Source organism: Rhodococcus sp. C-2 (genome assembly GCF_027854095.1).
GTDB lineage: Bacteria > Actinomycetota > Actinomycetes > Mycobacteriales > Mycobacteriaceae > Rhodococcus_F > Rhodococcus_F qingshengii.
The window spans coordinates 1-21,300 of record NZ_JAQGFI010000024.1 but is presented as its reverse complement, the minus strand read 5'-3'; the positions used below and the strand labels follow the sequence as shown (position 1 = coordinate 21,300).

General features: G+C 61.1%; 21 protein-coding genes and 1 pseudogene. 16 read left to right on the top strand and 6 right to left on the bottom strand.

Going from position 1 to position 21,300, the window contains the following annotated elements; all coding sequences use genetic code 11:
* The first annotated feature begins 86 nt into the window (after positions 1-86).
* Positions 87-1,493: a serine hydrolase gene (locus tag PCS43_RS31880; protein WP_209907818.1), complete on the top strand. Its 1,407-nt coding sequence runs from the start codon at positions 87-89 to the stop codon at positions 1,491-1,493.
* A 1,165-nt stretch (positions 1,494-2,658) separates the two neighbouring features.
* Positions 2,659-3,837 carry a carboxylate-amine ligase gene (locus PCS43_RS31875; RefSeq protein WP_209907816.1) on the top strand — a complete coding sequence of 393 codons (1,179 nt, stop codon included), beginning with the start codon at positions 2,659-2,661 and terminating at the stop codon, positions 3,835-3,837.
* Here PCS43_RS31875 and PCS43_RS31870 read toward each other — a convergent pair.
* Positions 3,831-3,986 carry a DUF6131 family protein gene (locus PCS43_RS31870; RefSeq protein ID WP_003945912.1) on the bottom strand — a complete coding sequence of 52 codons (156 nt, stop codon included), beginning with the start codon at positions 3,984-3,986 and terminating at the stop codon, positions 3,831-3,833. The genes PCS43_RS31875 and PCS43_RS31870 overlap by 7 nt on opposite strands.
* A 145-nt stretch (positions 3,987-4,131) precedes the next feature.
* Here PCS43_RS31870 and PCS43_RS31865 point away from each other — a divergent pair, with 145 nt between their 5' ends.
* From PCS43_RS31865 to PCS43_RS31855, 3 genes are all read left to right on the top strand, one after another.
* Positions 4,132-4,335 (top strand): hypothetical protein, encoded by a 204-nt coding sequence (locus PCS43_RS31865; RefSeq protein WP_003945456.1) that lies wholly within the window; start codon positions 4,132-4,134, stop codon positions 4,333-4,335.
* Positions 4,336-4,412: 77 nt separating this feature from the next.
* Positions 4,413-5,495, top strand: a complete 1,083-nt coding sequence (locus PCS43_RS31860; protein ID WP_042452503.1) for a M48 family metallopeptidase — start codon at positions 4,413-4,415, stop codon at positions 5,493-5,495.
* A 201-nt stretch (positions 5,496-5,696) separates the two neighbouring features.
* Complete coding sequence (locus tag PCS43_RS31855; RefSeq protein ID WP_209907814.1) at positions 5,697-6,731, top strand: baeRF2 domain-containing protein; 1,035 nt, start codon at positions 5,697-5,699, stop codon at positions 6,729-6,731.
* Positions 6,732-6,771: 40 nt separating this feature from the next.
* Here PCS43_RS31855 and PCS43_RS31850 read toward each other — a convergent pair whose 3' ends face one another.
* Entirely contained in the window at positions 6,772-7,938 is a 1,167-nt protein-coding gene (locus tag PCS43_RS31850) for a MinD/ParA family ATP-binding protein (protein ID WP_003945525.1), read from the bottom strand.
* A 309-nt stretch (positions 7,939-8,247) separates the two neighbouring features.
* Entirely contained in the window at positions 8,248-8,955 is a 708-nt protein-coding gene (locus PCS43_RS31845) for a collagen-binding protein (protein ID WP_058037547.1), read from the bottom strand.
* Between the two features lie 220 nt (positions 8,956-9,175).
* Here PCS43_RS31845 and PCS43_RS31840 point away from each other — a divergent pair, with 220 nt between their 5' ends.
* The 4 genes from PCS43_RS31840 (at position 9,176) to PCS43_RS31825 (ending at position 12,981) form a co-directional block, all read left to right on the top strand.
* Positions 9,176-9,706 carry a hypothetical protein gene (locus PCS43_RS31840; protein WP_007734626.1) on the top strand — a complete coding sequence of 177 codons (531 nt, stop codon included), beginning with the start codon at positions 9,176-9,178 and terminating at the stop codon, positions 9,704-9,706.
* A 108-nt stretch (positions 9,707-9,814) separates the two neighbouring features.
* Positions 9,815-11,245: a PepSY-associated TM helix domain-containing protein gene (locus PCS43_RS31835; protein WP_007734624.1), complete on the top strand. Its 1,431-nt coding sequence runs from the start codon at positions 9,815-9,817 to the stop codon at positions 11,243-11,245.
* 25 nt (positions 11,246-11,270) lie between these two features.
* A complete protein-coding gene (locus tag PCS43_RS31830; RefSeq protein WP_003945769.1) occupies positions 11,271-11,771 on the top strand; it encodes a copper chaperone PCu(A)C in 501 nt (166 codons plus the stop codon).
* Complete coding sequence (locus PCS43_RS31825) at positions 11,764-12,981, top strand: Dyp-type peroxidase (RefSeq protein ID WP_047269280.1); 1,218 nt, start codon at positions 11,764-11,766, stop codon at positions 12,979-12,981. Before PCS43_RS31830 ends, PCS43_RS31825 begins: the two co-directional genes overlap by 8 nt.
* An 80-nt stretch (positions 12,982-13,061) precedes the next feature.
* Here the strand turns inward: PCS43_RS31825 and PCS43_RS31820 are convergent, their stop codons facing one another.
* Together PCS43_RS31820 and PCS43_RS31815 are read right to left on the bottom strand one after the other, a co-directional pair.
* Positions 13,062-14,198, bottom strand: coding sequence for a GIY-YIG nuclease family protein (locus PCS43_RS31820; protein ID WP_047269279.1), 1,137 nt, complete (start codon positions 14,196-14,198; stop codon positions 13,062-13,064).
* A 45-nt stretch (positions 14,199-14,243) separates the two neighbouring features.
* Positions 14,244-14,831: a TetR/AcrR family transcriptional regulator gene (locus PCS43_RS31815; protein WP_223304676.1), complete on the bottom strand. Its 588-nt coding sequence runs from the start codon at positions 14,829-14,831 to the stop codon at positions 14,244-14,246.
* A 177-nt stretch (positions 14,832-15,008) separates the two neighbouring features.
* On the opposite strand from PCS43_RS31815, the gene PCS43_RS31810 reads away from it, so the two are divergent.
* From PCS43_RS31810 to PCS43_RS31800, 3 genes are all read left to right on the top strand, one after another.
* Positions 15,009-16,574, top strand: a complete 1,566-nt coding sequence (locus PCS43_RS31810; RefSeq protein ID WP_118605125.1) for an LVIVD repeat-containing protein — start codon at positions 15,009-15,011, stop codon at positions 16,572-16,574.
* Positions 16,571-17,227 carry a DUF305 domain-containing protein gene (locus tag PCS43_RS31805; RefSeq protein ID WP_064112936.1) on the top strand — a complete coding sequence of 219 codons (657 nt, stop codon included), beginning with the start codon at positions 16,571-16,573 and terminating at the stop codon, positions 17,225-17,227. Before PCS43_RS31810 ends, PCS43_RS31805 begins: the two co-directional genes overlap by 4 nt.
* Positions 17,228-17,292: 65 nt before the next feature.
* Positions 17,293-18,216 (top strand): DUF2797 domain-containing protein, encoded by a 924-nt coding sequence (locus PCS43_RS31800; protein WP_136471543.1) that lies wholly within the window; start codon positions 17,293-17,295, stop codon positions 18,214-18,216.
* 7 nt (positions 18,217-18,223) lie between these two features.
* On the opposite strand, the gene PCS43_RS31795 is transcribed toward PCS43_RS31800, so the two are convergent.
* Positions 18,224-18,694, bottom strand: a complete 471-nt coding sequence (locus PCS43_RS31795; RefSeq protein WP_003945723.1) for a hypothetical protein — start codon at positions 18,692-18,694, stop codon at positions 18,224-18,226.
* Positions 18,695-19,398: 704 nt separating this feature from the next.
* Here PCS43_RS31795 and PCS43_RS31790 point away from each other — a divergent pair.
* The 4 genes and pseudogenes from PCS43_RS31790 to PCS43_RS31775 all read left to right on the top strand — a co-directional run.
* Positions 19,399-19,767, top strand: a complete 369-nt coding sequence (locus PCS43_RS31790; protein ID WP_020906454.1) for a hypothetical protein — start codon at positions 19,399-19,401, stop codon at positions 19,765-19,767.
* A 112-nt stretch (positions 19,768-19,879) separates the two neighbouring features.
* Entirely contained in the window at positions 19,880-20,245 is a 366-nt protein-coding gene (locus PCS43_RS31785; RefSeq protein ID WP_047269305.1) for a pyridoxamine 5'-phosphate oxidase family protein, read from the top strand.
* A gap of 78 nt (positions 20,246-20,323) precedes the next feature.
* Positions 20,324-20,662 (top strand): hypothetical protein, encoded by a 339-nt coding sequence (locus PCS43_RS33580; RefSeq protein ID WP_230691590.1) that lies wholly within the window; start codon positions 20,324-20,326, stop codon positions 20,660-20,662.
* Positions 20,663-20,950: 288 nt separating this feature from the next.
* A pseudogene (locus PCS43_RS31775) lies at positions 20,951-21,300 on the top strand (hypothetical protein); the annotation flags it as partial.

Sequence of the window (21,300 nt, the reverse complement as noted above, 5' to 3'; positions counted from 1 at the left end):
AGAATGAAGCGATTCAGTACCTCAGGCTGAGTATGTCTACACCTCAGACGGACGCGCGCCGAAGAAGATGCTGATGAAATAAGTCCATGAATCTCGAACACACACGCAGGAAGGGCCGCCCGCTCGCGCTGGTAGCACTTGCCTCCGCAGCGGTATTCGCCCTCGCCGCATGTACTTCCGGGACTGATTCCGCACAAACCTCTGAAAACAGCACAAAGACCTCCCCCACCGCGGCACCCGCTACGGTCACGATCCCTGACAGCTCCGTCGGCAAGCAGATCACCTGGCTTCTCAGTGCGTTCAACACGAGCACGCCGTTGACCCAGGAAGAAATCGCCGAACACTTCGGGCCCATTGCACCCGTAGTCCTGACACCTCCGGACTTCGACTCCATCCGAGCCGGACTGCCTTGGACAACAGTGAAGTACAAGGGAGGCGACTCCGACGGCACAGTTTCCATCACCAGCACTTCCGGCGGTGCGTTCGACGTCAACGTCGTCGTCGACGGCAACGGGCTGATCCTCGGGATGGCGATCACACCGACCAAGGACGTTCATGTGCCGGCCGCATCTTGGCAAGAACTCGAGGCAGCTGTCAAAGCGCTTCCCGCGCCGACCAATCTGACCGTCACCGAGGTCACCGAAGGAAAGAACGCCGAAGTCTTCAGTGTCGGCGACACCTCACCACAGCCCACAGGGTCAACGATCAAGCTGTACGTTCTCGGCGCGGTCGCGACGGCCGTCCAGAACGGGACACTCTCCTGGGATCAGAAGCTCACCATCACCGACGACCTCAAATCGATGCCCGGCGGGACCATGCAGGACCTGCCATCGGGAACTGAAGTCACGGTCCGAGATACCGCCGGCAAGATGATCTCGATCAGCGACAACACCGCCACCGACATGCTGATCGCTGCTGTCGGGCGCGAGCAGGTAGAAGCCGAATTCGCCCCGATGGGCATGGCAAATCGTTCGCTCAACATCCCGCTCAAGCCGACTCGCGCACTGTTCCAACTCGGCTGGGGTGGCCAAGGCGCACAACGTATCGCTTGGCGCGACGGAACTCCGGACGAGCGTCGAGCGATACTCGCGGCACTACCTGGCGGCCTGGTGGACATCCCGGCGTCAGCATTCACCACCCCCGCATGGCCTTTCGACATCGATTGGTTCGCCTCGCCTGCCGACCTGCGTGCCGCGTTGGTCACGTTGCAAGAGAAGGCGAAGACCGAGAGCGGCGCACCGGTTCGAGACATTCTCGCCGAGGATCCGGCGCTCAGTGACGAGTCCGCGAAATGGTTCACTTACGGCGGATTCAAGGGCGGCAGTTCCATCGGGGTCCTCGCGGGTGCCTATTACGTGGAACACGACGATCGTGCCTGGGTTGTCACCATGCAAACTCATGGTGACGACGCTGCACTGGTTGCCGACCCGGCTCTGTACTTCGATCCGGTCGACGACGCGATGCTCTTGATCCAGACGGATGCAACCAGTTAGTGCCCAGTGGCGGGCCGAAACCACGCACGCCGATTCATTGCCTTCGCCGATGAAGGCGCCGGATACAGAGAAGCCGCTGCACATCCAGTGTCATCCGGATGCACAGCGGCTTCGCTAAGTCTTAGCCCGTGGGGGTCTCGGTCTCGTCCGACGAGAATCCGTCGAAGAATGCGATGACCTTCTGAAGAAGTGCCGCGATGTCGAAATCTTCCAAGCTACCCATTGCGTTCGTCCTTTCGTTTAACACTGAGGATGAAACGTGCATCTTGCAATTTCCAATGTAAAGCATGAAAAGCATTATTTCTCGACCGCGCGACACTTCGGTCGCAAATACGCCACTCAGCAAGATATGGGCAAATCACCGGAAATAACAGCTCCCACCCGCAATATTTCAGTCTTCTGCAACCCGCTGAATTCCCCAATTAGCAAGTGGGTAAATCTTGAGAAAAATTTCCCGGCGCGTCGATCACGAAAGATATTCCTGGTGAAACTCTCAATCCAAGAACACAAAGACAGAGGAAGCTCCGACACAGCTGACACGCAGTTTTGCCCGCCTTCAAGAGTCGTCATCCACGCACATAGTGGACATTCGTCTGCGATAACGAACCGGTAGCAACACAATCCCAGGCACTTTCTCCCATCTTCTGACTTTTACCCATGACCACTGAAGATTTGCGCTGGTGAAACGCAATACCAGTTCGAAAGTTCCACAACTTCTCCGGATGCTGTGCACGCGATTAACTGATCAAATATCTGTTGACTCACCGAACCCACACACTCCGCCAGAACGCCACATCCGAATGCTGGACGTTAGTTTAGATGGGTTCGCATTCTCGGAATCTGCTCGATAACGGCGGCCCCACGGATAAAGCCGAGACTGCACCACCGCAGGCCGCCAGGTCATGATCCGCGACTCGGCGAAGGGTGTGCGGACAAGTCCACACGAGGGTGAAATAGGGGGTGAGACATGCCTTGGGGTCTCGTTTTACCGAGTCCGACACAGTACGTTTTCCCAGGCACGCCAGTCCCCAGATTCATACGGTGTGCAAGGACTCGTTGACGCTTCCGAGATGTTGGCAAGGCCGACCACAGGCCCCGTTCTCCCGACGAGAACGGGGCTTCCTCGGGTCGGTTTCCGCCTTCGACCGACCGGGTAGACGCGAGCATGGGCGCCACCTGCTCGACCGAATCCACCGCTGGCCGCCACGAATCGACGACCCCGACCGTCGGCGTCGAAGAAGAATTCATCCTCGTCGACCCGACCTCCTGGTTGCCGTCCACCGACAATGCTGCGGTTGCGGAAACCGCGTCGACACTGGGATTGGATCTTCAGCTCGAGTTGTCCCGCTGCCAAGTCGAGACCAACTCTCCCGTGTGCCATGGCATCGACGAACTCCGAACCCACTTGACCGACATGCGTCGGCTCGCGGCAAAAGCTGCCGAGTTGAACGGCTGCAGGCTGTTGGCCGTCGGCGCATCGCTTTCGGGGCCTTCGCGTTTCGAGATCAGCGACTCGCCTCGTTACCGCCGGATGGGCGAACGCTTCGGCGCCCTCGCTGCCGAACAAAGCATCTGCGGTTGCCACATACATGTGGGCGTCGCTGATCAAGTACAGGCCGTGCAGGTCTGCAATCACGTGCGCATCTGGTTGCCCGCCTTGTTGGCACTGAGCGCCAATTCCCGTGTCCACCAAGGAGTCGACACCGACTTCGCGAGTTGGCGGGCGATCCAATGGTCCAGGTGGCCAGTCGCCGGGCCGCCGCCGTACTTCGAGACCACCGGGGACTTCGACACCGCGGTTGCGAAGATGGTGGATTGCGGCGTGATGCTCGACAAGCGGATGGCCTACTGGGATATCCGACCTTCCTGCCACCTACCGACCGTCGAGATCCGAGTCTGCGACGTTCAGCCGACAGCAGAGGATGCAGCGCTACTTGCAACCCTTGGACGGGCTCTGGTGGCAACTGCGTTACGCGCGATAGACCGGGGCATCGAGGCTCCGAACATTTCCCTCGAGAGCGTCCGCCTCGCAACCTGGGTGTCCGCGAAGGAAGGCGTCCTGGGAGCGTCGATCGATCCGATTACCTCACAAAGAATTTCAGCCACGGAACTGTTGCACCGGCTCCTGATCCATGTCCGTGACTCCCTCGACGAGGGAGGCGAGTACTCGAGCGTGGAGCCGGCGCTGCAGCTCAAGTCAGTCACAGGCAACGGCAGCGACTGGCAACAGCGAACGCTGCGCCAGGTCTGCCTTCGGGAACTGATTGCGCGTGCCGTTCAGCGCACCGTACCGACCGCGCCGACTGGCACGGATACGCACGACGAGCCGACAACGGATCAGTAGTAATGCCGCCGACCACCGATGGCGTGCCCGGCCGCGCCCAGCGCGTACAGGATGATTCCGATCACCAGCAAGACGACACCAATCGTCCACAGGATCGGAATGTTCACCACGAAACCGATTATCAGCAGGATCACGCCGAGGATGATCATCACAAGCTCCTTCAGTGCGTTCACTCGGGCGGATACGCCCGCCTCGAGCCGCATACACCGCGGATACCCGTCGGCAGAGCGTTTCATACCCACTCTGACCGGGTATTTCGCTGGGCACCATAATATTTGAAGAATCGAGCCCGCCATGATGAGAATTGTGACTCTGATCGTTCTGATCTGGCTGATAGTCGGGGCCGTCGCGGCCGGCCAACGCGGCTACTACAGCAGTTCGCCGACCAACTGCGCCGGCGTCGGGACCATCGCGCTCACGGTCATCGCGGGTCCGCTGAACTACTTCGGCGTCAACCCCAAAGTCACCGATTGCACGCTCCCCCAGCCCACCGAGTGAGCTGCCGGAAATCCACGCTAAACCGACTAGTCGTTACCCTGGAGGTGAGTCGACACACATCGAAGTGAGGGGCCACCATGACCACTGCACCAGATCGCACCCGAATCGAGTTCCCGGACATCAGCTCGCGTGCGTGGGAACACCCAGCCGATCGGGCTGCATTGGTGACGCTCCGGACGCTTCGGGGGTTCGACACTGTCCTGCGGACGCTGTCCGGACTGCTCCAAGAACGTCAGCACCGCCTCATGTACCTGGCCACGTCGGTGCGAGTCGACGAACGCCAGTTCAGCGACCTGAACGACCTGCGCCGTGACTGCGTCGACATCCTGCAGGCCGACGAGACACCCGAGCTGTTCGTACTCCAGACCCCGATGGTCAACGCCTTCACCATCGGCATGGACAAGCCGTTCATGGTGGTCACTACCGGCCTATTGGACGTGATGAACTACGAGGAACAGCGGTTCATCATCGGCCACGAACTTGGCCACGCGCTGTCCGGTCATGCTGTGTATCGGACCATCCTGATGCATTTGATGCGACTGGCCGGAACCATCGGATGGCTGCCCGTCGGCGGGTGGGCATTGCGCGCGATCATCGCCGCCCTCATGGAATGGCAGCGCAAGTCAGAACTGTCCGGTGATCGTGCCGGACTGTTGTGCGGGCAGGACGTACACACCGCGATTCGCGTCCAGATGAAATTGGCGGGCGGATCCCGAGTCAGTGAAATCGACATCGACGCGTTTCTTGCCCAGGCCGCCGAGTACGACGCCAGCGGCGACCTCCGCGACGGTGTACTCAAGCTCCTCAACATCGAACTGCTCTCTCACCCGTTCTCGGTGCTTCGCGCCGCCGAGCTCAAGAAGTGGGTGGACAGCGGAGACTACGCCGCGATTCTGCGCGGAAACTACCCCCGTCGCGGCGATGACGACGGAGCGAAGATCAGCGACGAGTTCAAGAATGCAGCCAAGACCTACAAGCAGAACTTCGACGAGTCGGAGGACCCTTTGATCCGCATGGTGCGCGACATCGGTAGCGGATTGGGCGGTGCGGTGGGCGCCGTGGGGAATGGCGTCGGCGATGTAGCGTCGGACATCAAGGAACGATTCACCCACTGGCGCAAGAGTTCCGACAGGTCGAAGGGCACTGACGACGCCGAGTAAGCAGAATCGGGACCTGCCGCCGAAGGCAGTCGGCGGCAGGTCCCGGGCTCTTGGCGTGAAGGTGATGCAGGCTTCCCTCTGCACCACCCTCACGTTCACAGACAGTACCAGCAGTCGAACAAACGTGCGAACTGAAAGCGGTCGTGTCGAATCACCGGTTGTCGGGTACGCGGCATAGGACCACTACAGAAGGGAGCCGACATGCATGCTGGGCGACTGAAGAAGGTCGGTTCGAGTGACGGCCCGTTTGTCTCCGTGTACTTCGAAGACGTCCGTAACCGGGAAGATGCGCGCGAGCGCTTCGAACTCGAATGGCGCTCGATGCGCAATCAACTCACGAAACAGGGAGCATCGGAATCGCTGATCGCACGACTGGACGAGGTGAAGGACAACCATCACGGCATCTCAGGTCGCGCCGGGCGCGCGATCGTCGCCACTTCCGAGGCAGTGCTGATCGACGATATTCTGCTCGAACCTGCCGGCTCCACTATCGCGACCTTGGGCGAACTGCCCTACCTGATTCCACTGATCGCACACGGATACGACACCGAACCGTTCCTCATCGCCAAGGTCGACCACACTGGCGCGGACCTGTGCGTGCGCGATGCTCGCGGGCGTGACGTGTACGGCGAAACGGTAGACGGAGACGGCTTCCCGGTCCACAAGGCACACGTGGGCGGTCAGGAGCGATACACCGACAGCCAAAGCCTCGTGGAGGAGAATATCCGGAAGAACCTGACTCAGGCTGTGGAGCGCGCGGCGGCGCTCGCCCGTGAACACAAGGTCGCGCTGGTAGTTGTCATCGGAGAAGTACAATCCCGCAAAGCTTTTGCACAGCTTTTGCCGTCGACGCTACGGGTGGTGGACGTCGAAAAGGGTTCGCGTTCAGTCGGTTCGACACCCGCCGAGGTGTCCAAGTCGATTCGTGAACTGATCGACACGCAGCGACTGCGCAGAATGGATGTGGAAACCGAACGCTACGTCGCCGAGCAGGGCCGGGACTCCGGCCTCTCCATCGACGGGACCGCACGCGTCCTCGACGCCCTCGAACAGGGCAAGGTCGAGACGCTGCTGCTCACCGATCCTGACGACAAGGAAGTCACCAGTGGAGAGTTGATCGGGCCCGCCGATCGCGTACTCCCCTACATCGCAATCGGGACCGGCACCGAGTTGGTACAGATCGACGAACGCCTCGTTCTCGCCGACGGATACGGCGCGATACTTCGGCACCCTTGAACGCCGGAGCCTGCTGATCAGATTCGGTGGCGAGCACGTTCTATCGAGAAGCGTGCTTGCCCACCGAGTCCGGGAACCCATCGGCAATTGCTGCGACGAGTTCCAGATATGCCCGTGCCGTGCGCTTGTTCAACAACTTCAAGTCGATCGGACCGCCTTCGCCCAGGTGATCGTCGTAGGGCAACGTCTTGACCGCTCGCACTCCACGCTGAGCGAAAACGTCCTCGAGTTGATCGAGGTCGAGCGAAGACGAACCCGGCCGCGTCGAATTGATCGCCACGACCGACCTGCTCACCAGATCTGCGTATCCGTGCTTGGTCAGCCAACTGAGCGTTGCTGCAGCACTACGGGCACCATCCTGAGCCGTCGGGCTGACGACAACCAAAGCATCTGCTTCGTCGAGAATTCCGTACATGGCCGAGTGCATGATTCCGGTGCCACAGTCGGTGATGACGATGTTGTAGTGCACCTCGAGAATTCGGAGAGTATCGAGGTAGTCCTGCTCGTTGAACGACTCCGAAGTTTCCGGATCTGCCTCACTCGCAAGGATTTCGAGTCGGCTGTCGCCTTGCGAGGTGTAGTAGCGAACATCGCTGTACGTACGAATGTCACCGTCGGCCAACAGATCACGAACGGTCAGGTGATGTTCACGTCGTTCGCGATCAGCCAGGGTCCCCAGGTCGGGATTGGCGTCGATGGCTACGATTCGATCCCCACGGATCGATGCGAACGTCGAACCGACAGTTTTGGCCGCCGTGGTTTTCCCCACTCCACCCTTGAGTGAGATGAAAGCAATCTTGTACACGCCGCGCACCGTTCGGTTGGCACGGCGCACGAGAGCCTGGTGTTCGAGTTCGGCAGCCGACTGCCCAGTGTTGATCCGGCCCCCGGTGAGTTTGAACAACACACTGCCCAAACCGCGTTCGGGTGGACGCTTCGCCCGCTTGATGATGTCCAGGTCGTCGACGGAGGTCATAGGCCTGGGCGTCGAGGTCCGGAAATCGGTCGGCTCTTCACGACGTTGCTGGCGCATCCGCTGACTGGGCAACGGTTTTGCTGCAGGCTCGTCGAATTGTGGTGTGAAGGTGACGGTTCGAATCGACGTTGCATAGCCGTCGTCGGACGCGTCGAAATGGCCGTCGCCCTGAGTCGTTCCGGAGTTGTTCCCCAGGACTCCGTTATTCGAACCGTTGTTATCGCTGCGCACCGTTTTCCTAGGTCGAGTTCGGAATCATTTCGGACATAGCCTCTCGGACGCTATCACTCTGGCGGGCTTGCCGTTCTCTGCTCAATACCGTCGTGGCACAACAGACCGTTACACCCGCACTTCGATGACTTTGGTCCCCAAGCTTGTGCCGATCTCAGCAAATACGAACGTCGTAACGATATGCGGCACAGATATCTTCATCTGCCGCTAGAAACAGCCTTCCGCAATGTCAGGGCAAATCCCTTGGTAACAAACGAGAAAAGAGAGGGCGATCGCCTCGGCGATCGCCCTCCCTTCATGGACAAGTGTTCAGCTGCTGCAGAATTCCGAACTACCGAGACTTCCGAAAATCGTCGACAGATCCACACTTCCGAACGAACTGCCCGTATCGCAGCCGTCGGCAGTGAGCGCGAAGTCGACACCGGTGACGTCATTCGTGCTCAGATTCACCGGAATTGCTGCTGGATCGGCACCGCATCCGCTGCCGGGAACCACTTCTACGGAATAGCCGTCCTTGGCCGGCTTGTACTGAAAGAAGTAGTCACCGGAATCATCCGTCGTTGTCGTCGCGATTTGCGTGCCGGCATCGAGGAGATTCAACGTCACGTCAGACGCCCCGACCCCGTCGGCACCCGGACACCCAGTGACAGTTCCGACGATGCTGAACACCTTCACCAACTCGAAGTCGATCCCGGTCGCGTCGGACGTCGTCAGATCTACCGCCGTCCTGTCGGGTACGGATCCGCATCCAGCCGGCGAGTATGGACTGACCGTGTAATTGCCCGGAGGAACGTTCGTGATCGTGTATGCGCCACCCACCCCGACAGTGGCCGAGGATATCTGCGTCGAGCCATCCCATACGACCATCCATATCCCGACCGGATCGCCAGTATCGCTACACGAGTTGACAAGGGTGCCCGACACGGAGCGTGTGACCGGGTCCGCCGAGGCCACCGAAGACAGGAAGAGACCGAACGCACCCATCAGGGCGAATATCGCAAAGAATCGACGCCTCATGAAACTCTCCTATGTGTTTGCCCTGCCGTCGACCCGTTGCCGGCGACCAGAGCCAAGTCTGGCACCGGAAAATGACCGTCACGTTTGTTTCACCCGGTCCTCGGCAAAGTTTGGCGAATCGGACAAATCCCCCACCTAACGCGTTCGTCGGTCGGCCACCGAAACGATCCCGACCGATCACCTACTAAGCCCGGTAGTAGGCGCCTGTATCCTTTCGCGTATGACGCCGGGTCCGAAAGATGTCGCGCAGCTGCGCGGTGCTTTCGTGGGCGGCACCTCCGGCGCGGTTTCCGTCGCAGCCCACGCGCTCGGTGGTGGCGGCATGGCCCCGTCCGAAAGCGCTGTCGTGTTGCTGATCCTCGCCTGCGCGAGCGTCGGCGCGGTGGTCACGTCCATCGACACCCGTCGCTCCCCCGCGCTCTTGCTCGCCCTCATGCTCGCTGCGGGTCAGGCCATCGGTCACGCGACGTTGACCATCGCTTCGGATCATCAACACGGCCTGCTCCTGTCCCTTCCGATGCTCGCAGCACACATCGCTGCCGTCGGAGTGTGCGCAGTGCTGATCCGCGGCGCAGAACGCGGATACGTCGTGGCCGCATCGACGGTAGCGGCAATCGTCGCCGTTCTATTGCGCCCGTGGGCAGCTGAACCGTCACCGTTCGCTGCACGTACTCGATACCGCGCCAAAGTTGTTCTGCGTCAACTTCTCACCTCTGGCCTGGGCACTCGCGGCCCACCGGCATTCGTGTAACTCACCTCCCCTTTCCTTTCACGCACGTGATTACGTGCGCCACTTTGCTGTGCGCCTTTATTAACCGCCCGCGGTTAATAAAGGCGCACAGCGGGATCGAGTACACGCATGTCCGCACCCGAATTGGAGCGCGCACAAACGCGCGCGTCCAACGACAGTTCTCCCCCGAAGAAGCAGGTTGGCGGGGCCAGACCACTGATCCTGCGTCTGCACTTCTACGCCGGCGTCCTGATCGGACCGTTCATCCTCATCGCCGCATTGAGCGGCGGCCTCTACGCGATGGCACCCACCATCGAGAAGTTCGTTTACAGCGACTACCTCCAGACCGACACCACCGGACAGATCGCGTCACTGAACGACCAGATCCGTTCCGCTCAGCAGTACCGCCCCGACTTGACGGTCTCGGCAGTACGTCCGTCCCCTGCTGCCGGCGAAACCACCCGAGTCCTGTTCACCGATCCGTCACTGGGCGAATCGGAGAGACTCGCCGTCTTCGTCGATCCGGTGCTCGCACAGCCGGTCGGCGAGCTGGCGGTCTACGGAAGCAGTGGTTCGCTGCCGCTGCGAACCTGGATCTCCCAACTGCATCGCCACCTTCATCTCGGCGAACCCGGCCGCCTCTACAGCGAATTGGCCGCGTCGTGGATGTGGGTGGTCGCACTCGGCGGTGTCTACCTCTGGTTCCGTCGTTACCGCACCGCCCGGAACGCTCGACTGCTCACGATCGACCGAGCATCCACCGGACGAAGCCGGACCCTGAACTGGCACGGTGTCGTCGGCATCTGGATAGCAGTTGCATTGGTCTTCCTCTCGGCGACCGGCCTCACGTGGTCGACCTACGCCGGAGAGAACGTCAGCAATCTGAGAACCGCGTTGAGTTGGACGACGCCCTCAGTTGTGAAAACTCTCGGCGACGCTCCCCCTCCGGCGACAGGCGGGCACGAGGGTCACGACATGGCCCCCGCCGCCACCGGCACGCTGACGGACACCAACGTCGGACGCGTCGACACCGTCCTCGGTATCGCCAGGTACAACGGGATCACCGGTCCTGTCGAAGTATCGATACCCGCGAACGCCGAGACGGCGTTCACCGTCGCCCAGACACGTCAGCCCTGGGTGTACAGCAACAACACCATCGCAATCGACGGAGCGACGCAAAAGGTCACCGACGAGTTGTGGTTCTCGGATTGGCCACTCGCAGCCAAACTTTCGGCCTGGGGAATCCAACTCCACATGGGCCTGCTGTTCGGTCTTGCCAACCAGATCGCACTCGCCGCACTGGCACTCGCACTGGTCAGCGTGGTCATTCGGGGCTACATCATGTGGTGGCGCCGACGCCCCACTCGTGGCTCCGACTGGGCAGTCGGCCGGGTTCCTGCCCGCGGCGGAATCCGCAACCTCTCCCCGGTCGGCCTCGTTGCTCTCGTCGCGATCACGGCGTTGGTCGGCTGGTTCGTTCCGCTACTCGGCATCAGCCTTCTCGCATTCCTGCTGATCGACCTGTGCATTGCGGCGTTCAAACGCCGTGCCACCACCTGACACTTCACGAATTACGGAGACACACATGACTGTTCGCACAAAGATATTCGCAGCTGTTGCACTGTCCGCAGCTCTCGCCCTGACCGGCTGTTCTTCCAACTCCGACAAGGAAACCGAAGCTGCACAATCCATCACAGTTCAGGATCAATGGGTCAAGGCCGCGCCGGAAGGAATGAGCGCGGCGTTCGCCGAACTCGTCAACTCCAGTGACAAGGACGTACGCGTGGTCTCGGCCACCAGCCCCGCGTCGTCTCGACTCGAACTGCACGAAGTCGTGACCGGCGACGGCGGAACGATGACGATGCGTCCCAAGGACGGCGGTTTCCTGGTCCCTGCCAACGGGTCCGCCTCCCTCACCCCGGGCGGTGACCACCTCATGTTCATGGACCTGTCCGCGCCGCTGCTCCCAGGCGCAGAAACCGACCTCACCTTGATCTACGACGACGGTTCCAGCACCACGTTCACAGCCCAGATTCGCGACTTCTCCGGTAATCAGGAGAACTACGACCCGAATCACGGTGGCTGAGAACACGAACCCGCCCAGCCGAGCAGTCAGTCGGCGGCGCCTTCTCGGAGGAGGCGCCGCCGCGCTCGGCGTGGCGGGAATAACCTGGGGCGCAACCACAGTGGTCGAGCGCAGCGAACACGAGCAGCAAGCAGGCAAGCTGGTGGAACCGTTCTACGGAGTCCACCAAGCCGGCATCGACACCACGCCGCAAGCGCACGGCACCTTCATCGGGTTCGACCTCTTGCCTGGAACCGATCGAGCAGTCGTCGTCGGAATCATGAAGATGTGGTCCGAGGATGCGTCACGGCTCACCGCGGGCAACCCGGCGTTGGCGGACACCGAACGGGAACTGGCTGTGGATCCGGCACGCTTGACAGTGACCGTCGGCTACGGCCCTGGCCTGTTCACCAAGCTGGGATTGCAAGCACGTCAACCGGACTGGTTCGAGCCGTTGCCGAGCTACGCGATCGACCGACTTGACGATCGATGGGGCGGATCGGACCTGTTGCTGCAGATTTGTGGCGACGATCCGGTGACCATTGCTCATGCTGTGCGAGTTCTGACCAAGAACGTCCGATCACTGACAACCATCCGGTGGACGCAAAAGGGATTCCGCAACGCTCGCGGCACCACGCCTGAGGGAACCACGATGCGCAATCTCATGGGCCAAGTGGACGGGACCGTCAATCCTGCTCCGGGAACAGTGGATTTCGATTCACTGATCTGGCACGACGGCGCGGGTCAGTCGTGGCTGGCGGGCGGAACCTCGTTGGTACTGCGACGCATTCGCATGGAAATGGATACCTGGGACGAACTCGACCGTTCGGGGCGCGAACTCACGATGGGGCGCACGTTGTCCAATGGCGCTCCGCTCAACGGAACCAACGAATTCGACGAAGCGGATTTCACACTCACGGACAAGTTCGGCATTCCGGTGATCCCGCCAGGATCGCACATCGCGCGAGCCCACCAGACGCATGAGAAGGAGCAGTTCTTCCGTCGGGCATACAACTACGACGACGCACCCGAGAGCGGGCAGACCTCGAATTCGGGATTGATCTTCGCAGCATTCCAACGGGACATCGCCGAGCAATATCTACCGGTCCAACAGCGATTGAGTGACTTCGACGCACTCAACGAGTGGACGACGCCGATCGGTTCTGCGGTGTATCTCATTCCGCCGGGATGCACCGAGAACGACTATCTGGGAAGCGGATTGCTCGGCTGACAACCCCGGGCAACGATATTGTGGGGGCTGGATCCGAACGGATCCCGCCCCCACAATTCCTTCTACCTGAAGTTGTTGCGTTACTTGGACTTACGAGGTCCCGGCATGACCGCACCTGGACGGGCGGTAGTCAACCTCGTGACCCAACCACTGACGGGCCACTTCTTCAGGCCGACGTTGTGCGGGGTGACCTCGGTTCCGACGTACTTGGCAGCAAGCTCGTCGTCGACGGTTCCGTTGAACCGCCACAGTTGGCTTCCGTCGGCGTTGCGCGTGGACACCTCCCACGACTGAGCACGGAAGGCACCACGAATGATGCTGTCGGCAAACACCAGAACGGGGATTCCGATCTCGGCACGAACGGCCGCACCGGCAGACCACTCGGCGCGCGCGAGTTCGTAGATCTCTTCCGGCGTTGCTCCCGGACGGGCGGAGGCCGGTACGTGGAGGACGATGCTCGGCGTCGGGAGTTCCGGCGCGGGATCAGCCGAGTAGCGCAATGCGAGTTCCTCGACGCGCGTCGCACGGGCGTCCTTGTCCGAGGTATCGCCTGCGAGATTGGTCAGACCCTCTCCCGCGTCGGTGATCCGCAAAGCTTCCACGATGCCTCGGACGACCTCGTCGGTAGTGGCGGCCGAATCCGTGGCGGCAGAGACCGAGCGGAGGAGTACGAAGTGCTCCACCGCCGAACCTGCGTCGTAGATCTCGCGGATCCGAGCGATCTTGGCTGCCGTCACAGCAGCATTCGACTCGGCCGGAGCGTCCGCTCCTTCGAGGTTCGCGAGTTCACCGAGCGCTTCGAATACCGGCGCGAATACTTGATTTCCCGTGCCGTGCCCGACATGGAACACCTGGTCGTTACGCGGGTCACGCAAAGCAAAGACATACTGCCCCAGCCTCTTCCCGACCTTCTCGGAGAACGGCTGCGGAGCGGGCTTCCTGACGACGACCTCGGTGGACAGAGTGCGCATCACGGCCAGACGTAGTGCGTCTGGCACGCTGGTGGAACCGGCAGCACCGGAAAAGATTGCCGCCGAAGCAGCGCTGATCGAGGTGAACGTGCGGCCGACTTGCTTCTCGAGAGATGCAGAGACCGTACCGACCGCAGTCAGTTTTGCATCGAGGGTGCCGTCACCCTCGACAAGGAACTCCTTGATCAACGGAGCAACGAGCAAAGTGGAGCCGATAGCGCGAGGAACTGTCCAGACAATAGCCATGCCACGAGCCTAGGCGATCACCTCGAGACGCGAGGCGAACGCGACTCAGCCCGCCGCTGCCGGCCCGGCCAGTCCCTGCACAAGTAGGTTCCAGGCCGAGTGCGCGACTTCTTTTCGCGAGCTCTCGGCAGTCCGTTCCATGATCGCGGCGAACATGGCGATCGCCAGGATCACGTCCTCAGCAGTCACGGACTCGCGTATCTTCCCAGCTCGACGCGCCTCCTCGAGGCGTCCTTCGAGGAGATCGGTCAGGCGGGTGCCTGCCGAATTCAGTCGTGAGTCGCCGAAGGAGACGGGCTTGATGACCTCCACGAACACGATGGAGGTGGTGATCTGGTCTACCAACAATCGAAAAAGATCGTCGAGAGTCGAATCCGGATCGGCAGCCATATCTTGCAGCTCGACGATGTTCTCGTCGAACACCGCGAGTGCGAGGCTTTCGCGAGTGGGAAAGTGCCGGTAGAGGCTGCCCTGACCGACGCCGGCCGTGCGGGCGATCAGGCTGAGCGGAGCAGCAAAACCCTGAGTGGCGAACACCTCACGAGCTGCTGAGACGAGTGCCGCACGATTGCGCGCCGCATCTCTCGGCCCTCTGTTGAGAGATCCGCTATTGACGCGGCCAGACGATGTCACGCACACTACGATACCAACCGGACAGCATTGTCCGGTTGGTTGCGGCCCGACACCGGTTCACACCCCGACCCGATCGTCGTGAGCGCTCGAACACGCGCCTGCCTCCGTGCTGCCTGTCCGTGAGATACGTCTGCCCGTGAGATACGAAAGGCAATCCCGCACCGGGAGTTGGACTCGATGAAATCGTTCACGACCATCAGAACCAGATCTGCCATCGCACTCGTCGCCTTGATCACCGTCCTTCCCGTGTGCGTCGCGTCGGCTGAGCCCGCCACTGCCCCGGGCTCGATCCACGAGAATCCGGGTGTCGCTTCCACCGCCGCAAGCCGCGCCGAATGCGGCCCGGGATCGATGCCCGAGACCGGGTTGCAGGGTGATGTTCCGGCCGAGGACCGAAACAGCGGACGCAGCCGAGACGGCTACAGCTGCAACATGTCTCAGATCGGCGGCTACTCGGGTCGCGGCGGCGGGATCACGTCCACCAACTTCGAACACTGCTCGTACGTCGGCAGTTTCTTCCCCGGGAACCTCCTGGGCCCCGCCCAGGGCGTCCAAGTTCTCGACGTATCGGATCCTGCCAATCCTGCTCTCACCGCCACGCTGACCGAACCCGCGATGCTGGCCGGAACGTGGGAGAGCCTCAAGGTCAACACCGCGCGAAAGCTGCTGGTGGGCACGGGCGTTCCGCTCTTGACCGGCGTCGGCCTGATGTCGGTCTACGACATCTCCGATTGCGCGCACCCGAAACTACTCAACCCCGGACCAGGAACCGATCTGGGGATGCTGCTGCCCATCACCAATCACGAGGGAGGATTTTCACCGGACGGGAACACCTACTGGTCTTCCGGCACCGCTCCCGGCGTGGTGAGCGCCGTCGATCTCACCGATCCCGCCAACCCACGCGTCGTCTGGCAGGACCTCATCGGGTTGTCGACGCACGGCTTCGGAATCAGTCCCGACGGAAATCGCATGTACTTGTCGAACAATCTCGGCGGAATACATGTCCTCGACATCAGTGAGGTTCAGCGCCGCGTCCCGAATCCTCGGGTGCGCCAACTGTCCCAGCTCTCGTGGACCGACGGGTGGGCCACCCAACACAGCATTCCGGTCACCTACGACGGTTCGCCGTACCTGTTCACCGTCGACGAAGGTGGTTCCGGCGGAGTCAAATTGATCGACGTCTCCGATGACGACGAACCGTCGGTCGTCAATTCGGTGAAGCTCGAAATCAATCTGCCGGAGAATCAAGACGCTGCGCTGGCGTCCTCGGCCGGTGGATCGCTGTTCGCGTACGAATCTCACTACTGTTCGGCAGATCGCCCGGTCGACCCGACTGCGCTCGCATGTGGATGGATCTCGAGCGGGATTCGGGTCTTCGATGTTCGAGATCCCTTCGACGTCCACGAAATTGCGTACTTCAATCCACCTGCTCGGACCGGTGACAATCTCGAACTCGCCAACTCGCCACACGCTCTCGCGTCGCTCATCGGGGTACCCGTTCTCAGCACCCCGGCAATCGCGCAGTCGATCGCGCAGGGCCAGTTCGACCCCGGCCAAGCACTGAGTTCGCGGTCGGGCATGGTCGCTCTCGGCGACATCTCGACCGATTGGTGCTTCTCCCCGCCCGAATGGCGCGGGACCACGTTGTGGGCGACGTGCGCCGACAACGGCTTTGTTGCCATGCAACTCGAAAACGGTGTCTACACACCACCCGCCGACCAGAAGACGACCGTGGGATCATGACGGCGCCGCGATCGGTCAAAGCCGTCGCACTCGTGGCCGCGGCACTGATGCTGCTCGTACTCGGCGCAGCATTACGTCCCCTGTTCGCACCCGAGAACCACACGCAGAGAGCTGTTCTGAGCGAAACCGAAATCGGATTCGTGCACGACATGGCGGCCCACCATCAACAGGCCCTCTTCATTCTCGCGCGTCTGAGTCCCGATGTGGACCCGGCGGTGACGAGACTGGCCCAGCAGATCGACGATGTTCAACGAACGGAAATCGGTGTCATGCTCGGTTGGCTGAGGTTGGCCGGTGTCCCGCCGAATAGTAGAACGCCGATGGCGTGGATGGAGGCGTCGCCGAGCGGCGCCGGCGACTCTCGTCATCACCCGGCAACGCTGGACACCGAGACCGACTCCATGCCGGGTATGGCTACGACCGAAGAACTCGAGAAACTGAGCAGCGCTCGCGGGCTCGACGCCGAGGTCCTTTTCCTTCAACTGATGGAACGCCACCACCGTGGCGGGATCGCCATGGCGCAGGCCGCCGATGCCCTGCTCGAGAGCGGGCCGGTGAAACAGTCCGCCCGCGACATGATCAACACCCAGAGTCAGGAATCCGGGCTGATGACACTGATGCTCGAACAACGTGGGGCACAACCACTGCACTGACCCGCATGTCCAGTGACTACCATAGGTGTCGACCTGCGAACTACAGAAGGAATCGACACTTCATCATGACCCTGCTTGTTCGCGGAATCGATTGGTCGAACCCGACAGCACCGCGGATCCGATGCGTCGACGACACCACTGCTGCTACGACCTTCTTCACTCACGACTCGGTGCTGCGATTCTCCGTCGACGAGACGAAGGGCCGCCGCTGCCTCGGCTGGCGAGATCTCACCGCCGAAGGTCCAGGACACTCGCCGTGCGACCGCGGGGCGACGGTCACCGCAGGACGCCAATGCGACCGATGCCGAAATCGTGAGGGGTTCACCACGGTTCATCAGGCACACGTCAGCGGCGCGCACATTCATCCGAATGTGCGTACCTACCTCGCACAACCACAATGGCTCTACGTCGACGTATTCGCCGGCGGCCAGATGAAGGTGGGGACGGCGTCCGAGTTCCGCAAGCATCCGCGAGTCGCCGAACAAGGGGCAGTCTGCGCATTGTTCGTAGCGCGGTCGACGGACGGTTACAGCATTCGCGCCCTCGAAGCCCGAGTTTCGGAGCACTTCCACTTGAGCCAGGCAATACGTACGTCTCGGAAGATCGAAGCGTTGACAGGTCCCTTGGATCAAGAGAAACTACGAAAGTCGTTGCACCACTTCGTATCGTCGATCAAAGACGAGCTGAATGACATCGGATCGGACATCGACGGAATCGAGATCCTGGAGGCTCCCGAAGAATGGACGGCGCCGGCGTGCGCTGACGTGGTCTTCGATGCGGCACCGTTGATCGCGTATCCGCACACTTTCGAGTCCGGGGAACATTCCTTGTATCTGGAGGGCCTTGCCGGTTCGATCGCCTCGCTGCGGATCGACCCCGATCCTGAATCGCCACGCTTCGTCGCGGATGTGTCCGGACTGGTCGGTCGAACCATCACCGTCGGCGAGTTCGAGTCCCCTGGCGTGGCGATTCAGGAATCGTTGTTCTGAAAGTAGGTCAGCAACTTCCCGCGGTCGCTGCGGCGAATCCGCGAGTGACCTCGGCCTGCTCGTCGGCAGACAGGCTCGACCATTCGGGATAAGCCTGGATGGAGGTCAGCATGTCGTTTGCCAATGATTCACGCGTCATGCCCATTTCCTCTCCGGACTCGTCGATGGCCGGCTGGTATGCGTCGAGGTACCGGAGAACGTCGGAGCACGCCTGCGCGTAGGTCCGTGGCAGCGCCGAACTCACATTCGGGTCGGACGGGACCTCAGCCGGAGCACTCGAGTCGACCGAAGGGGTCTCGGTAGGTATTTCCGACGACGTCGCCGGAGCCTCGGATGACGTCGTCGACGTCGCTGTGGTGGTCGCCGAAGCAGAGGAAGTGAGTGTTCCGACCTCGGTCGGCTTGTCTCCGTCTGAACCGCAGGCAACCAGCGCCACCAGCGAGCAGGCACCGATGAACCCGGTGATCGTTTTCTTCATCCCTCAAGGATGCCAGAGGGCCACTGGCGTTCGAACGGACCGGCATCGCCCGTCAGCGCCAATTGCCCGAGCATCCGGCCGAATCCGAGCGCCTCGCCCTCCCGACTGCGGGATTGGACTGTATGCCCCGTTCGCGAACCCATGCTACGGTGACTTAACTGCAAAATAACTACGGGTGGGATTGTCCGGTCTGCCGCGTTCATCCGGAACGCTCCGATCGGAAATAGTTCGTCTATAAGGGGCTGGAACGAGTGGGACTTTTTCGTCGACGAGGTTCCCGCGAGGAAGACGACGATCGCGGGCAAAACCTCGATCGCAGCGACCCCGGGTACGCCGCCTGGTTCGCGAACGTCGCCGACGCGGGTGGTCAGCCGATTCCGTACAAGCGACCGCTGACCGCACCGGTGTATCCGCAACTCCAGCCGCCGGCCCCGGACTACGAGACGGATACGAGACGGCCACTCAACGCACCCGCCGGAGACGGCTGGCTACCCGCAGACCGCATCGACGAATTCGAGTCGTCGAATGGCCGCCCATCTGCACCGAACGGAACGAGCCCACAAATCTCCCAAACTGAAAAGTTGCCGCCCGACCCACTCCCGACGCCGCAACCAACGATTCCACCTCGAAATGTACCGATGACTTCACCACCGAAGCATCACCTGGAGTCGCCCCGCGCGACTCGGCCCTACCAAGGAGAAGCAATGAGCAACATCGACAAGATCCTCGGCGAATTGATGCGCATCGACGGTGCCAGCGGTGCAGCCGTCGTCGACGCCGACAGCGGAATGGTTCTCGGCATGAGCGGCAACCCGTCATTCAGCCTCGAGTACGCCGGCGCCGGCAACTCCGAGGTTGTGCGAGCAAAGCTCCGCACGATGAGTAACTTGGGGATTACCGACACCCTGGAAGACATCCTGATCACCCTGAGCAACCAGTACCACCTCATTCGCGTCCTCGAGACGCCCGGACTGTCGACGCTGTTCGTGTACCTCGTTTTGGACCGTGCGCGTGCGAACCTGGCACTGGCCCGCCACAAGCTGGGCGAACAGACCCCCAAGATCGAGATCTGACGCTTCCACTTCCTTCCCGACAATGCCCGGTCCTCGCCAACGGCGAGGGCCGGGCATTGTTCGTTCCGAACACTCGATTGGTGAACCTCGCGCCGGCGCCGATACTGGGACCGTGACTATCGCGGATGCTCCTTGCGTGTGGTTGACCACCCTCCGAAGCGACGGCTCGCCGCACACGACTCCGGTCTGGTTCTTACTGCATCAGAACACATTCTGGATACCGAGCGCTGAGCAGAATCGTAAGGTTCGGAACCTGCTGGACGATCCTCGGGTCTCGTTGGCAGTCGACGGATCCGCTGGCGACCCGTGGGTCGCACAGGGCCTCGCGACAATTCATCACGATGTCGGCGAATTCGTCGACCTCCTGAGACTTTTCGGCGAGAAGTACGACGGCTGGGATGCCGCAGACGAAACTCGTGACGGTCCGCGGGTCCTCGTCTCGGTCCCGGTGACTCGATGGTTCCTTCGACCAGACTGACAGACAGTGCCGGTTAGGCCCGAATTGTCGTGAATGACATACTTGTAGTTCATCTCTCGCAGAAATGGACTCTCACACATGGCACGCACGGCACATCACAGGCGCGGCATCACCGGCGTCACCATCGGCATTGCTGCCGTGATCGTGCTGGGAGGTTGCGCCAATTCCAACGCCGACGCGCCCGAAACATCTTCTCTTGGTTCGGGAATCGGATCCGGTGTCACCACGACGGTCGTGACCGAAGCCTCGGCTCCTTCGTCCGCCGCAATTGAACTGCTGGCACAGATCCCCGTCAAGGGACGCGCACCCAAGACCGGATACGACCGCGCGCTGTTCGGTACCGCCTGGACCGACGACGTCACCGTCGAATTCGGCCACAACGGCTGCGATACCCGAATTATCTGCACGCAGTTTTGACATATCTCAAAACCTCGCTGGTAGGGGCTCCATCGTTCGATGTCGACGGTGTGAGTTATGTGAGTGACGATGGTCAGGTCGTGTGACGGTCGACCGATTCGACCGCACGGATAGGGACGATGGCATGTTCAATCACGCATGTGGCCGGTTGATTGGGTTCGGTGGATGTGTAGCACGACTGGTCTGATGTCGGGTTTTCCCGACATCATCCTCATGAGTTTTGTTGATAAGAGTGTAGATCCTCTGCACTGCATATGATTTAGGAGTTTCACGTTGCATAGTCGCTTGGTGCGTTCCCGTTCCCTCCTGGTTGCCGTCACTGCCTTGGTCGGGTTGTCGATTTCCGGTTGCAGTACGACGTTGGCGGATGTGATCCCAGCAGGATCGTTGTCTGTGGAGAGCTCTGTCGGTCAGCACGATGTTGATGTGGCTTCTTCCGTTGCGCTGTTGGAGACGCTTCCGGTGAAGGGGCGTGCTCCGAAAACTGGTTACAGCAGAGATCAGTTCGGTCAGGCATGGTCTGATGATGTCGATGTGGAGTTCGGGCATGACGGGTGCGATACGCGCAATAATCTGTTGGCTTCGCGGCTGACTGACGTGGTCTTCAAAGAAGGAAAGAAGCAATGTGTTGTTCTCTC

What these genes read in the sequence shown, in the direction of transcription:
- PCS43_RS31880 (WP_209907818.1), top strand. Translation starts at nt 87, where the DNA reads ATGAATCTCGAACACACACGCAGGAAGGGCCGCCCGCTCGCGCTGGTA.
- PCS43_RS31875 (WP_209907816.1), top strand. Translation starts at nt 2,659, where the DNA reads ATGGGCGCCACCTGCTCGACCGAATCCACCGCTGGCCGCCACGAATCG.
- PCS43_RS31870 (WP_003945912.1), bottom strand. Translation starts at nt 3,986, where the DNA reads ATGATCATCCTCGGCGTGATCCTGCTGATAATCGGTTTCGTGGTGAAC.
- PCS43_RS31865 (WP_003945456.1), top strand. Translation starts at nt 4,132, where the DNA reads ATGATGAGAATTGTGACTCTGATCGTTCTGATCTGGCTGATAGTCGGG.
- PCS43_RS31860 (WP_042452503.1), top strand. Translation starts at nt 4,413, where the DNA reads ATGACCACTGCACCAGATCGCACCCGAATCGAGTTCCCGGACATCAGC.
- PCS43_RS31855 (WP_209907814.1), top strand. Translation starts at nt 5,697, where the DNA reads ATGCATGCTGGGCGACTGAAGAAGGTCGGTTCGAGTGACGGCCCGTTT.
- PCS43_RS31845 (WP_058037547.1), bottom strand. Translation starts at nt 8,955, where the DNA reads ATGAGGCGTCGATTCTTTGCGATATTCGCCCTGATGGGTGCGTTCGGT.
- PCS43_RS31840 (WP_007734626.1), top strand. Translation starts at nt 9,176, where the DNA reads ATGACGCCGGGTCCGAAAGATGTCGCGCAGCTGCGCGGTGCTTTCGTG.
- PCS43_RS31835 (WP_007734624.1), top strand. Translation starts at nt 9,815, where the DNA reads ATGTCCGCACCCGAATTGGAGCGCGCACAAACGCGCGCGTCCAACGAC.
- PCS43_RS31830 (WP_003945769.1), top strand. Translation starts at nt 11,271, where the DNA reads ATGACTGTTCGCACAAAGATATTCGCAGCTGTTGCACTGTCCGCAGCT.
- PCS43_RS31820 (WP_047269279.1), bottom strand. Translation starts at nt 14,198, where the DNA reads ATGGCTATTGTCTGGACAGTTCCTCGCGCTATCGGCTCCACTTTGCTC.
- PCS43_RS31810 (WP_118605125.1), top strand. Translation starts at nt 15,009, where the DNA reads ATGAAATCGTTCACGACCATCAGAACCAGATCTGCCATCGCACTCGTC.
- PCS43_RS31805 (WP_064112936.1), top strand. Translation starts at nt 16,571, where the DNA reads ATGACGGCGCCGCGATCGGTCAAAGCCGTCGCACTCGTGGCCGCGGCA.
- PCS43_RS31800 (WP_136471543.1), top strand. Translation starts at nt 17,293, where the DNA reads ATGACCCTGCTTGTTCGCGGAATCGATTGGTCGAACCCGACAGCACCG.
- PCS43_RS31795 (WP_003945723.1), bottom strand. Translation starts at nt 18,694, where the DNA reads ATGAAGAAAACGATCACCGGGTTCATCGGTGCCTGCTCGCTGGTGGCG.
- PCS43_RS31790 (WP_020906454.1), top strand. Translation starts at nt 19,399, where the DNA reads ATGAGCAACATCGACAAGATCCTCGGCGAATTGATGCGCATCGACGGT.
- PCS43_RS33580 (WP_230691590.1), top strand. Translation starts at nt 20,324, where the DNA reads ATGGCACGCACGGCACATCACAGGCGCGGCATCACCGGCGTCACCATC.